This window comes from Bradyrhizobium genomosp. I (2014), assembly GCF_000261685.1.
In the GTDB taxonomy this organism is placed as follows: domain Bacteria; phylum Pseudomonadota; class Alphaproteobacteria; order Rhizobiales; family Xanthobacteraceae; genus Bradyrhizobium.
Genome location: NZ_AJQE01000195.1, coordinates 1 through 12778, shown reverse-complemented (window position 1 = coordinate 12778; position 12778 = coordinate 1). Strand labels below are relative to the sequence as shown.

General features: G+C 64.1%; 13 protein-coding genes and 1 pseudogene. 12 read left to right on the top strand and 2 right to left on the bottom strand.

What is annotated here, in order from left to right:
• From IC50_RS18860 to IC50_RS18850, 3 genes and pseudogenes are all read left to right on the top strand, one after another.
• Positions 1 to 537 (top strand): annotated as a pseudogene (locus IC50_RS18860) (adenylate/guanylate cyclase domain-containing protein); the annotation flags it as partial.
• A 20-nt stretch (positions 538 to 557) separates the two neighbouring features.
• A complete protein-coding gene (locus IC50_RS18855) occupies positions 558 to 1238 on the top strand; it encodes a redoxin domain-containing protein (RefSeq protein ID WP_035708040.1) in 681 nt (226 codons plus the stop codon).
• 31 nt (positions 1239 to 1269) lie between these two features.
• The gene (locus IC50_RS18850) at positions 1270 to 1950 is read left to right on the top strand and encodes a redoxin domain-containing protein (RefSeq protein WP_035708037.1); all 681 of its coding nucleotides are present in this window, start codon (positions 1270 to 1272) and stop codon (positions 1948 to 1950) included.
• A gap of 25 nt (positions 1951 to 1975) precedes the next feature.
• Here IC50_RS18850 and IC50_RS18845 read toward each other — a convergent pair whose 3' ends face one another.
• Positions 1976 to 2815, bottom strand: coding sequence for a uroporphyrinogen-III synthase (locus IC50_RS18845; protein ID WP_035708034.1), 840 nt, complete (start codon positions 2813 to 2815; stop codon positions 1976 to 1978).
• 140 nt (positions 2816 to 2955) lie between these two features.
• Here IC50_RS18845 and purU point away from each other — a divergent pair, with 140 nt between their 5' ends.
• Positions 2956 to 3819: a formyltetrahydrofolate deformylase gene (gene purU, locus IC50_RS18840; RefSeq protein WP_035708031.1), complete on the top strand. Its 864-nt coding sequence runs from the start codon at positions 2956 to 2958 to the stop codon at positions 3817 to 3819.
• A 90-nt stretch (positions 3820 to 3909) separates the two neighbouring features.
• Here purU and IC50_RS18835 read toward each other — a convergent pair whose 3' ends face one another.
• Positions 3910 to 4194: a hypothetical protein gene (locus IC50_RS18835; RefSeq protein WP_035708028.1), complete on the bottom strand. Its 285-nt coding sequence runs from the start codon at positions 4192 to 4194 to the stop codon at positions 3910 to 3912.
• 504 nt (positions 4195 to 4698) lie between these two features.
• Here IC50_RS18835 and IC50_RS18830 point away from each other — a divergent pair.
• The 8 genes from IC50_RS18830 to IC50_RS18795 form a co-directional block, all read left to right on the top strand.
• Positions 4699 to 5925, top strand: a complete 1227-nt coding sequence (locus tag IC50_RS18830) for an ABC transporter substrate-binding protein (RefSeq protein ID WP_035708025.1) — start codon at positions 4699 to 4701, stop codon at positions 5923 to 5925.
• A gap of 133 nt (positions 5926 to 6058) precedes the next feature.
• Entirely contained in the window at positions 6059 to 6928 is an 870-nt protein-coding gene (locus IC50_RS18825) for a branched-chain amino acid ABC transporter permease (RefSeq protein ID WP_035708022.1), read from the top strand.
• 8 nt (positions 6929 to 6936) lie between these two features.
• Positions 6937 to 7965, top strand: coding sequence for a branched-chain amino acid ABC transporter permease (locus IC50_RS18820; protein WP_035708020.1), 1029 nt, complete (start codon positions 6937 to 6939; stop codon positions 7963 to 7965).
• Complete coding sequence (locus IC50_RS18815; protein WP_035708018.1) at positions 7962 to 8717, top strand: ABC transporter ATP-binding protein; 756 nt, start codon at positions 7962 to 7964, stop codon at positions 8715 to 8717. The genes IC50_RS18820 and IC50_RS18815 overlap by 4 nt, the downstream gene beginning before the upstream one ends.
• Positions 8710 to 9423 (top strand): ABC transporter ATP-binding protein, encoded by a 714-nt coding sequence (locus tag IC50_RS18810; protein WP_035708015.1) that lies wholly within the window; start codon positions 8710 to 8712, stop codon positions 9421 to 9423. The genes IC50_RS18815 and IC50_RS18810 overlap by 8 nt, the downstream gene beginning before the upstream one ends.
• Positions 9424 to 9494: 71 nt before the next feature.
• The gene (locus IC50_RS18805) at positions 9495 to 10613 is read left to right on the top strand and encodes a cobalamin-independent methionine synthase II family protein (RefSeq protein ID WP_035708013.1); all 1119 of its coding nucleotides are present in this window, start codon (positions 9495 to 9497) and stop codon (positions 10611 to 10613) included.
• A gap of 535 nt (positions 10614 to 11148) precedes the next feature.
• A complete protein-coding gene (locus IC50_RS18800; RefSeq protein ID WP_035708010.1) occupies positions 11149 to 12504 on the top strand; it encodes a hypothetical protein in 1356 nt (451 codons plus the stop codon).
• Between the two features lie 60 nt (positions 12505 to 12564).
• On the top strand, positions 12565 to 12778 hold a 214-nt coding region (locus IC50_RS18795), incomplete at its 3' end, for an S-adenosylmethionine synthetase N-terminal domain-containing protein (protein ID WP_035708007.1).

Genomic DNA, 12778 nt, shown 5'->3' with positions numbered 1-12778 from the left:
GAGGCCGCCGGCCTCCTCAACGTGGCGTGCCGCGGCTACACCAACCTTGGCGTGCTCTACACGATCGTCGACCCGGCGCAAGCCATGGCGGTTTGCCGGCGCGGCCTCGATGTCGCGAGTCGTATCGGCGATCTCGGCTTTCAGGCGCGCCTTCTTGCCAACCTTGCCGTCGCCTGTTGCACTTTCACGGACAGGTGTACCGAGGAGGGGGTGCCGGCTGCCGAAAAGGCGATCGAGATCGACCGCGCGCTCGATCAGCGCGAGCATCTCCCGGTCCCCCTCATCGTGCTCGGGCAGATCTATCAGTGCCACTTCCGCCCCGACATGGCCGCGCGCTGCTACAACGAGGCCATCGAGGTGGCGAGCGAGACCGGTGAGCCGCAGCAGCTGTTTCCATGCTATGATGGTCTTGCGACACTGAACCTAGATCGAGGCGACATGGCCGAGGCCGAGCGGTATTTCGCGCTGGCCCATGATGTCTGCGCCCGGCACGGGCTCGATCCCGCAGGGCTGGTCGTACTGCCGTTCCTTGACTAGCCAATGTGAGGGAGTTCACCATGTCCGAAAGCCATGTTGGTGGACCACTTCAGCCGGGCGATCGTGCACCTAACGTCGTGCTGGATGCCATCACGCGCCACGGAAAAATCGCGCTCGAAGACTATCGCGGGCAGAGTCCGATATTGGTCGGTCTGTTTCGAGGCCTGCACTGCCCGTTCTGCCGACGCCATATCGCGGCACAGGCGCAACTTGACGCCGCCCTGCACGAGAAAGGCGTCGAGAGTCTCACGGTCGTCAACACCCCAATCGAGCGCGCACGACTCTATTTCCGCTATCATCCGCTGCCCAATCTGCTCGCCGCGTCCGATCCCGAGCGGATCTCGCACCGCGCATTCGGCTTGCCTAACCTTGAATTTACCGAGAGCAAAACCGAGTGGCCGCGCAAGGTGGGCATGGATGTGGTGAGGAGAATGCAGGTCGATATTCCAGGCGAATTGCCCGAGCCGATGAATCGACTGGCGGCGTTTGAGTACCTCAATAACAAGGACGGTTACGAGATCACGGAGGCCGACAAGCGCATGGAAGCGACCGGCTTGGGTCAGTTATTCGGGCAGTTTCTGCTCGACCGCGAGGGGATTGTGCGCTGGAGCTTTACCGAGATTCCAGACGGCGGGCAGCGCCTGTTCGAGGCGCCGAGCCCTCAAGAGTTGATGTCGGCTGCGTCGCAGGTGGCAGCATAGATAAGGTTAGCTAACGTGAGGGAGTTCAAGCATGTCAGAACATCATGTCGATGGACCGCTCCAGCCGGGCGATCGCGCGCCGAATATCGTCCTGGACGCCATCACGCGCGACGGAAAGATCGCGCTCGAAGATTATCGGGGGCATAGTCCAATCCTGGTGGGCCTGTTTCGAGGTCTGCACTGTCCGTTCTGCCGACGCCATATCGCGGCGCAGGCGCAACTTGACGCCGCGCTGCACGAGAAAGGCATCGAAAGTCTCACGGTCGTCAACACGCCGATCGACCGGGCGCGGCTCTATTTCCGCTATCATCCATTGCCCAATCTGCTCGCCGCGTCCGACCCCGATCGGGTCTCGCACCGCGCATTCGGCCTGCCTAATATCGAGTTCACGGAGAACGAAACCGAGTGGCCACGCAAGGTGGGCATGGACGTGGTCATGAGCATGCAAGTGGATATGCCCGGCGAGTTGCCCAGCCCGATGATCCGGCCGGCAGCCGCGGAGTACCTCAACAAGAAGGACGGTTACGAGATGACCGAAGCCGACGAGCGTATGGCGGCAACAGGTACGGGGCAGCTGTTTGGCCAGTTCCTGCTCGACCGCGAAGGGATCGTGCGCTGGACGTTCACCGAGGTTCCCGGCGGCGGCCAGCGCATGTTCGGAGCGCCGAGTCCACAGGAGCTGATGTCGGCCGCCTCGCAGGTGGCAGGCTAGGAATCTTGGCGATGAATCTTGGCGACTAACCCGCCACCCTCGGTCGTTTCTCGGCGAGTGCGGCAGCCATCGCCGAGATCAGTGGGCGCATGAAATAATGATCTTCCGCCGGCGAGACGTCGGCGCGCAATCCGTGCGCGGCGAGCTCGCCCGAGACCGCCGGGCCGATCGAGGCGATCAGCGTCCGCTCGAGCCCGGCGCGAAGGCGCGCCTCGCTGCCATGCGCTTTCGCGGCCTCGAACAGGCGGCGGACCTGGCCGAGATTGGTCAGCGCGATGGAATCGATCCGCCCCTCGGCCATGGCGTCGATCGCGGCGACGATGTTGGCATCTGCCGCCTTGGAATCGTAGACGTAGGGCAGCACGGTATCGACCTCGGCGCCTTGCTCGGCAAGCGCGCCGGTCAGCGCGCTGTGGTCCTTGTCCGGATAGAGCTGGAGACCGAGACGGTGGCCCTTCAGGCCGAGCCTGCCCAGCATCTCGATCACGCCCTCGGTGGTCGGCTTCTCCGTGGTCTGCTGCGCATCGAGGCCAACCTCGCGCAGCGCCTTGCCGGGCTTCGGGCCGCGGGTGAATTTTCGCGATTTGGCAAGCGCTGCCACGAGGGCCTGATCGAGGCCACGAGCGACGGCGAGCTTCATGATCCGCCGCAGGCCTTCACCTGTCAGCAACACGAGGTCATCGAACGGCTTGTCGATCGCGCGGCGGATCCAGGCCTCGACCGGGGCCGGGTCCGGCGCGTCGTGAATGGTGAACATTGGGCACTGCACGACTTCGGCGCCTTGCTCGGCCAGAAGCTTCGAAAACTGCGCCTCCTCGCGCGTTTCCAGGATCAGGATGCGGGTGCCGTTCAAGCGGTCGGCCATGGGCGTGCTCCGGTCAAAATCGCAATGATACGTTCATCCTGACTCTGCGCCCGGGATTGGCGCAAGAGTGGGTCAGTGCTAGAGCGGGGCGCAAATCGCGGGTCGTTCCGCTTCATTTGCCCAAACCTTCATCAAGAGCCATGCCCGACCATCAATATGTCCTGACCCTGTCCTGTCCGGATCGCCCCGGCATCGTCTCGGCGGTGTCGACGTTCCTCGCCCACAACGGACAGAACATCCTCGACGCCCAGCAGTTCGACGACGTCGAGACCCAGAAATTCTTCATGCGGGTGGTGTTCACTGCGGCCGACCTCGCGGTGGGGCTGTCGGCGCTCCAGACCGGCTTTGCCGCGATCGCCGAGCGTTTCGGCATGGAGTGGCAGATGCGCGACCGGGCTGCGCATCGCAAGGTGATGCTGCTGGTGTCGAAATCCGACCACTGCCTGGTCGACATCCTCTATCGCTGGCGCACCGGCGAATTGCCGATGATCCCCACCGCGATCGTCTCCAACCATCCGCGCGAGGTCTATGCCGGGCTCGATTTGGGCGGCATCCCGTTCCATCACCTGCCTGTTACCAGGGAGACCAAGCGCGAGCAGGAGGGGCAGATCCTCGATCTCGTCGCCAGCACGAAGACCGACCTCGTGGTGCTCGCCCGCTACATGCAGATCCTGTCGGACGATCTCTCGGCGAAGCTGTCGGGGCGCTGCATCAACATCCACCACTCGTTCCTGCCGGGCTTCAAGGGCGCCAAGCCCTATCACCAGGCGCATGAGCGCGGCGTCAAGCTGATCGGCGCCACCGCGCATTACGTCACGCGCGACCTCGACGAGGGCCCGATCATCGATCAGGACGTCGAGCGCATCAGCCATCGCGATACGCCGGAAGACCTGGTCCGCAAGGGCCGGGACATCGAGCGCCGCGTGCTGGCACGGGCCATCCGCTACCATCTCGATGACCGCGTCATCCTCAACGGCCGCAAAACCGTGGTGTTCGTGGATTGATGCGCTGTCATTCCGGGGCGCCTCAAAGAGGCGAACCCGGAATCTCGAGATTCCGGGTCCGATGCTGACGCATCGCCCCGGAATGACGGCCTACCGCACCGTGCCGGCCGACGTCGTCCCCGTCGCGCCCTTCTGGGCCTGCTCTTCCTTTTCGCGATCCGCGGCCGGCAGCAGCCGCTTGCGTTCGCGTTCCTTCATGTAGGCGTCGTATTGCGGTGTGCCCGGTCGCGGCGGAGCATCGGCGGGAAGGCCGCCGGCCCATTGCGGGACGTAGTCGCCCATGCCGGCCGAGAGTTTTTCGTTGACCGTCCCGCAGCCGGATAGCCCCGCGGCGAGCGCAACGAGGACGAGGGCGGAACGAAGAGTCCTGGGCATTGTGGGGGCACGCGTGTTCGGTCATTGGACGCCGGCTCGGGCCGGCGGGAAGAGGAGTAGCCTTCAACAAGGTAAAATAGACTTATTCGAGGTGGGTAATTTATTACCGAGTTGCGACCGCATGAGGTGCGCGGATGTTCAGATTCTGCAAAAGAAAGACAAAATCCTCCATGCACGCGATCCCTGCCGTTCCTAGACTCGGTGCGAGGCTCGCGACAACATGGCTTGCTCCGCGGCAGGGGTTTTCGTTGACAAGTCCATTTTGTTTGTACATTCGTACAAATGAGCGCGATTGCGATCGAGTTGTTCCGACGTAACCGCGGCGCCGCTCCCGGTCGGAACGCGAGGCCTGCGCCGAAGGCCGCCAAACGTCCGATTGACAAGGAGGGCGCGAAAGACGCCCATGTGGCGCGCGAGAGCGCTCGCACGCGGGCTAAAATCAAGGCAAGGGCCGGGCACTCGGCCCAGGGCACAAGAGTCTGGAATGAAGGGGAGGGACATCCGATGTTCGAACGCAAACAACTGCCTCATACGGCGGCTTCCAAGGTGACTTCCAAGGCGGCTTCCAAGGCGGCTTGGGCCGCTGCCATTGTGGCCATGGCAGGCCTCGCCGGCCTCGCGCCCGCCAGGGCCGCGGACAGCGTCAAGGTCGGTCTGATCCTGCCGATGACCGGCGGCCAGGCCTCGACCGGCAAGCAGATCGAGAACGCGATCAAGCTCTACATGCAGCAGAAGGGCGACACCGTCGCCGGCAAGAAGGTCGAGATCATCGTCAAGGACGACGCCGCGATCCCGGACAAGACCAAGACCGCCGCGCAGGAACTGATCGTCAACGACAAGGTCAATTTCATCGCCGGCTTCGGCGTCACGCCGGCCGCGCTTGCCGCCGCGCCGCTCGCCACGCAGGCGAAGATTCCGGAAGTCGTGATGGCGGCCGGCACCTCCATCATCACCGAGCGCTCGCCCTATATCGTGCGCACCAGCTTCACGCTGGCGCAGTCCTCCACCATCATCGGCGACTGGGCGGCGAAGAACGGCATCAAGAAGGTGGCGACGCTGACCTCGGACTATGCGCCGGGAAATGACGCGCTGAACTTCTTCAAGCAGCATTTCACCGCGGGCGGTGGCGAGGTGGTCGAAGAGGTCAAGGTGCCTCTGCAAAACCCCGATTTCGCGCCGTTCCTGCAGCGCATGAAGGATGCCAAGCCCGACGCCATCTTCGTGTTCGTGCCGGCGGGCCAGGGCGGCAACTTCATGAAGCAATATGCCGAGCGCGGCCTCGACAAGGCCGGCATCAAGGTGATCGGGCCGGGCGATGTCACCGACGACGACCTCCTCAACAACATGGGCGACGCCGTGCTTGGCACCGTCACTGCGCACCTCTATTCCGCGGCGCATCCCTCGCAGATGAACAAGGATTTCGTCGCAGCCTACAAGAAGGCCTTCGGCAACCGTCCGGGCTTCATGGCCGTGGGCGGCTATGACGGCATCCACCTGATCTACGAGGCACTGAAGAAGACGGGCGGCGATACCAATGGCGACAAGCTGATCGAAGCCATGAAGGGCCAGAAGTGGGAGAGCCCGCGCGGCCCCATCTCGATCGATCCCGAGACCCGCGACATCGTGCAGAACATCTATATCCGCAAGGTCGAAAAGGTCGACGGCGAACTCTACAACGTCGAGTTCGCGACCTTCGAAGCCGTCAAGGACCTCGGCAAGACCAAGAAGTGACGCGCGAAAGCGCGTCATCCCCGAGCGCGCTTAGCGCGCATCGGGGATCTCGAATTTGTTGAAATGGATTCCGGGTTCAGCGCTCCGCGCTGCCCCGGAATGACGAGTGAATACCAAGGTTCACCTGCCTCCGATGACCGCAATCCTCACCAACCTGTTCGACGGCGTTGCCTACGGCATGCTGTTGTTCGTGCTCGCCTGCGGGCTTGCGGTCACGCTCGGCCTGATGAACTTCGTCAATCTCGCCCATGGCGCGTTCGCCATGGCCGGCGGTTATGTCTGCATGGTGCTGGTCAACCGGATGGGCTGGCCATTCTTCGCAGCCCTGCCGCTCGCCTTCGTATTCGCGGCCGCAATCGGCATCGTGCTCGAACGTACGCTGTACCGCCACCTCTATGCGCGCAGCCATCTCGACCAGGTTCTGTTCACGATCGGCCTGACCTTCATGTCGGTTGCTGCGGTCGACTACATCCAGGGCTCGTCGCGGGTGTTCATCAATTTGCCGGCCGCGCTCCAGGGTCAGTTCGACCTGTTCGGCGTCGGCATCGGCCGCTACCGGCTGATGATCATCGTGATCTGCGGCCTGCTGACCATCGCGCTTCAGATGGTGCTGGCCAAAACGCGCTTCGGCAGCCGCCTGCGCGCCGCGGTTGACGACCCCCGCGCCGCCAGCGGCCTCGGCATCAACGTGCCGCAGGTGTTCGCCTTCACCTTTGCCTTTGGTTGCGGGCTCGCGGGCCTCGGCGGCGCGCTGAGCGCGGAGATCCTCGGCCTCGATCCCTATTTTCCGCTGAAGTTCATGATCTACTTCCTGATCGTGGTCACCGTGGGCGGGTCCTCCTCGATCACCGGTCCGTTCCTGGCCTCGCTCCTGCTCGGCATCGGCGACGTCGCCGGCAAATATTACGTGCCGAAGATGGGACCGTTCGTGATCTACACCATGATGATCGTGATCCTGATCTGGCGCCCGAACGGCCTGTTCGGTCGCACGGCCGCGCGTTGAGTTCGCCAATGAGCGATTCTTCCGACGTCGGTTATCATGCCCAGCGCCAGGCGCGGTGGCACTACGGCGAAATCGTCTTCTGGCTGCTCGTGCTGGCCTGCGGTTTCGCATTCCCCACGCGCTATCTGATCATGACCGACATCCTGCGGCTTGCGCTGTTCGCGATGTCGCTCGATCTCATCCTCGGCTATGCCGGCATCGTCTCGCTCGGCCACGCCGCGTTCTTCGGCGTCGGCGCCTATGCCGCGGGGCTGCTTGCCTTGCACGGCATCGTCAACGAGCCCGTGCTCGCGCTCATCGTCGCAGGTCTTGCCGCGATGGTGCTCGGCTTCGCCACCAGCTTCCTGGTGATCCGCGGCGTCGACCTGACCCGGCTGATGGTCACGCTCGGAATCGCGCTGCTGCTGGAAGCGCTCGCCGAGCGCTTCTCCAACATCACGGGCGGCACCGACGGCCTGCAGGGCATCGAGATGCAGCCGATCTTCGGGCAAATTCCGTTCGACATGTTCGGCAAGGCCGGCTTCTTCTATTCGCTGGCCGTGCTGTTCCTCCTCTTCCTGTTCGCCCGCCGCGTCGTGCATTCGCCGTTCGGTCTGTCGCTGCGAGCGATCAAGAACAATCCGCTGCGGGCGGCCGCCATCGGCATTCCGGTCAACCGCCGCCTGATCGCGATCTACACGCTGGCCGCCTTCTATGCCGGCATCGCGGGCGCGCTGTTCACCCAGACTACGGCGATCGCCTCGCTCGATGTGTTCGCCTTCGAGCGATCCGCCGACCTGATGCTGGTCCTCGTCATCGGCGGCACCGGCTATCTCTATGGCGGCCTGATCGGCGCGGTGATCTTCCGCATGCTCCAGGAATTGTTCTCCACCATCACCCCGCAATACTGGCAGTTCTGGATCGGACTCGTGCTGGTCGTGATCGTGCTGGTCGGCCGCCAGCGCCTGCACCGCTGGGTGCTCTATGTGCCCAACCTGATCGTCAGGCAGGTGGCCGGGCGCAAGGCCGTCGTCGCCGTGCCGGAGAGCGACGCATGACCATCGCGCTCGAAACGAAGAATCTCGAAAAGCAGTTCGGCGGCCTGCGCGTCACCCGGGACCTGTCCTTGAAGATCGAGCAGGGCGCCCGCCACGCGCTGATCGGCCCGAACGGCGCCGGCAAGACCACGGTCATCAACCAGCTCACCGGCGTGCTGAAGCCGAACTCGGGCCGAATCCTGCTGGAAGGCCGGGACATCACCGATCTGCCCGTGCACAAGCGCGTGCTGCGCGGCCTATCGCGCACCTTCCAGATCAACCAGCTCTATCCCGACCTGACCCCGCTCGAGACCATCGGTCTCGCCGTTTCCGAGCGCCTCGGCCATGGCGGCGACTGGTGGCGGCGGATGGGCACGCGCAACGATGTCAACGGCGAGATCGCCGACCTCCTGACGCGCTTCCACCTGCTCGACGTCATGAACGAGCAGACCGTGACGCTGCCTTACGGTAAGCAGCGCCTGCTCGAGATCGCGGTCGCGATCGCGGCCAAGCCGCGCGTGCTGCTGCTGGACGAACCCGCCGCCGGCGTTCCCGAGAGCGAGCGCCACGACATTCTCGCCGTCGTCGGCGCGCTGCCGCGCGACGTCACCGTGCTCCTGATCGAGCACGACATGGACCTCGTCTTCTCGTTCGCAGACCGCATCTCGGTGCTGGTCTCGGGCGCGCTGCTGACGGAGGGGCCGCCCGAACAGGTCGCGCGCGATCCGCAGGTGAAGGCGGTCTATCTTGGCGAGGAGGCGGTCAATGTCTGACCTGCTCGCGATCGATTCACTTCGCGCCGGCTATGGCGAAGCGGTGGTGCTTCCGAACATGTCCCTGCGCCTCGCCGAGGGGCAGGTGCTGGCGCTGCTCGGGCGCAACGGCACCGGCAAGACCACGCTGATCAATTCCATCGTCGGCGTCACCCGCCGCTTCTCTGGGGCGGTCGCGCTTGCAGGCGCGGATGTCACCTCGCTCCGGCCCGACCAGCGGGCGCGCGCCGGCATCGGCTGGGTGCCGCAGGAGCGCAACATCTTCCGCTCGCTCACGGTGGAAGAGAACATGACGGCGGTGGCGCAGCCCGGCCCCTGGACGGTCGAGAAGGTCTACCAGATGTTCCCGCGGCTGAAGGAGCGGCGGAGCAACTTTGGCAACCAGCTCTCCGGCGGCGAGCAGCAGATGCTGGCGATCGGCCGCGCACTCACGCTCAACCCGAAGGTCCTGCTGCTGGACGAGCCGACGGAGGGTCTTGCCCCAATCATCGTCGAGGAGCTGCTGAAGGCAATCGGGACCATCACCCGGTCCGGGGGCATCTGCTCGATCATCGTCGAACAGAATGCCCAAAAGATTCTGGGGCTGGCCGACCGCGTTGTGATATTGGAGCGCGGAACGATCGTCCACGACGCCCCGAGCGCCGCGCTGAAGGCCGACCCCTCGGTCCTGGAGCGCCATCTCGGCGTCGCAGGGGCGGCCCACTGATCTTCGCCTCTCCACGCAGGCGGGGGGAGGGAGTACAACGAGCGCCGACTGAAATTTCGGGAGACACAAGAATGCAGCGAACCAGAGCCCCCTTCCGCGCCGACGAGGTCGGCAGTCTCTTGCGTCCGGCCAAGATCAAGGACGCGCGCGCCAGGCTCGAGAAGGGCGAGATCTCGGCCGACGATCTGCGCAAGATCGAGGACATGGAGATCGAGAAGGTCGTGCACAAGCAGGCCTCGATCGGCCTGAAGCTCGCGACCGATGGCGAATTCCGCCGCTCCTGGTGGCATTTCGACTTCCTGGCCAAGCTCACCGGCTGCGAGCTGTTCCACCCCGACACCGGTATCCAGTTCGCGGGCGTGCAGACCCGGCACGATGCGGTCCGCGTCATCGGCAAGCTGGACTTTCCCGACAACCACCCGATGCTGGATCACTTCCGCTTCCTCAAGAAGTACGCCGACCAGGCCCACGTCACCGCCAAGATGACGATTCCATCGCCGGCGGTGCTCCACTTCCGCGGCGGCCGCAAGTCGATCTCCAAGGACGTCTATCCCGATCTCGACGCCTTCTACGAGGATCTCGGCAAGACCTACCGCAAGGCGGTGAAGGCGTTCTACGACGCCGGTTGCCGCTATCTCCAGTTCGACGATACCGTCTGGGCCTATCTCTGCTCGCAGGACGAATTGCAGAAGGCGCGTGAGCGCGGCGACAATCCGGACGGCCTGCAGCAGATCTATGCGCGCATCATCAACTACGCGCTGGCCGAGAAGCCGGCCGACATGGTGGTGACGACACATGTCTGCCGCGGGAATTTCCGCTCGACCTGGATCTCCTCGGGCGGCTACGAGCCGGTCGCCGAGACCATGCTCGCCGGCACCAATTACGATGGCTACTTCCTGGAATACGACAGCGACCGCGCCGGCGGCTTCGAGCCGCTCCGCTTCCTGCCCAAGGGTAACAAGGTCGTCGTGGTCGGCGTCATCACCTCGAAATTCGGGCAGCTCGAGAAGAAGGACGACATCAAGCGCCGCCTGGAGGAAGCCGCCAAGTTCGCTCCCTTGGAGCAGCTCGCACTCTCCCCGCAATGCGGCTTCGCCTCGACCGAGGAAGGCAACATTCTCTCCGAGGAGGAGCAATGGGCCAAGCTCAGCCTTGCGGTCGAGATCGCGAAGGAAGTGTGGGGCAATTGACGCGTACGCGCTCCGGCGCATGAGTACGGCGAGGCCTCACCACATGTTCACTGTCATTCCCCGCGAAAGCGGGGAATCCAGTCCGTCGCGGCTTCTCGGCTCAATCACTGACGTCACGAAGTATTGGATCGCCTGGTCAAGCCGGGCGATGACACCGAGTGAAGCGCGAGGCCGTAGCCCGCATGAGCAAAGCGACATGCGGGGCCGCTCGAACCCAGGCCCTCACTTCTCCGCCAAATAAACCTCGCCGAGCAGCGACGAGTTCGACCACGGCTCCTGCGTGTTCCTCGCTGCCGCGACACTCAGTCCGCACCCGTTTCACCACCTGCTGCAGCTCCAGGCCGGCTTGCCGACATGGCGCGAGAGCCGAGGAGCACGACGTTTTAGCACCTTCGCCGTTGCGAGCGGCGTGCCCGCGCCGCCGTGGACGCGATAAGCGGCAGCTCGCCGTGGTCGCCTCGATCCCGCTATTCCCTAAGTGGGCAGAACTTGCTAGGAAGCCTGACCCAATTCATCTGCCCAACGCTTCCCACCCATGAAGAACGACGAAATCCTGAGCCAGATCACGGAGTTCTGCCGCAAGGCGGACATGGCGGAATCGACGTTCGGCCGGCGCGCGGTGAATGATGGGAAGCTCGTGCATCGTCTGCGCGAGGGAAAACGCATCACCATCGACACGCTGGAGCGGATCCAGGCCTATATGGCCGCATCGATGGCCGGCGGCGTGCCGCCGCCGCGGGGACTTCAGGTCCCGCCGGAAAAGCGCGATCCGCGCGGCAATTTCCGCTTCTTCGAGAACCGCCAGAAATATCTGCTGTTCGTCCACACCTGCAGCGAAAAGCGGGTGATTGCGGACAGGGTCGCGCTGGAGCTGGCCTCCATCCATCCGCGCCCGCCGGCCCTGCGCCTGTTCGACGCCGGCGTCGGCGACGGCACGGTGCTGGCGCGGGTGCTGCGCGCAACGCACCAGCGCTTCCCGCACATGCCGTTCTACGTCGCCGGCAAAGAGCTCAGCCTGGAGGACCTGCGCCTGACCTTGGAGAAGGTGCCGGACCGCATTTTCGAGCATCCGGCGTCGGTATTCGTCTTCACCAACATGTTCTACGCGGAGGCGCCCTGGCTCACGCCGGCATCGCCTGCGGCGGCGGCTGCCATCGTCTGGCACGAGGTCCCGCTCCGCGGCGCTTCGTCGGGCGAGTTCGAGCAGCAGATCGCGGAGCTGAGGCCGTTCCTGGAACAGAACTGGCGCGCCGCGATCAGCCCCCGCACGGCCATGCCGCTCTACGAGCGGCCCGTCGTCCTCGTGCTCTATCGCGAGGACCACAGATTCCTCCTGGATTCGACCATTCCGCGGCCGGGCCAGACCGAGGCCAATTTCGACCTCGTCATCGCTTCCCAGCCCTACCGGGCCCTGTCCTCGGTCAATTTCCGCGCCAAGCGCATCATTGCACCCCTGGCGCGGGCGCTTCGACCGGGGGGGCGGCTGATCGGAATCCACTCCCACGGCCAGGATCCGGGCATGGAAATGATCCAGGCGATCTGGCCTGGAGAAAATCCTTTCTCCGTGAGCCGCCATGAGCTATTGCGCGCAGTTAAGTATGAACTTGGATCGGTGGGCCGCGACTTAAACTTTAATGCCTACGCGGACAACCGTTCGATCTTCAGGTATGATATGGAAGCGCTGCCCAACGAGGTCACGGGTACCATCGGAACCTCGACGGCCTTTGCAGCGTGGAATGCGGCGGTGTATGTCGCTCAGATTGAGGACGACCGGTTGACGGAAATGACTCAAAACGGCCGCACCCTGGATGCCGCCAGGGATGTGCTGCGAAAGTACAATGGGCTCTGGTTTCTCGACGAATCCTACGTCATCTCGCGTCGGCGTGATTGACATCATCAAAAGTGAACATCGCAAACGCCCGCCGGCTAGTGGCGGAACAAGGGGTTACTGATGCGCGCGTCCTATCTCTTCACCAGCGAGTCCGTGTCCGAGGGCCATCCGGACAAGGTTTGTGACCGGATCTCCGATGAGATCGTCGATCTGTTCTATCGTGAAGGGCCGAAGGCCGGCATCGATCCCTGGCAGATTCGCGCCGCCTGCGAGACGCTCGCGACCACCAACAAGGTGGTGATTGCCGGTGAGACCCGCGGTCCGAAGTCGGTGG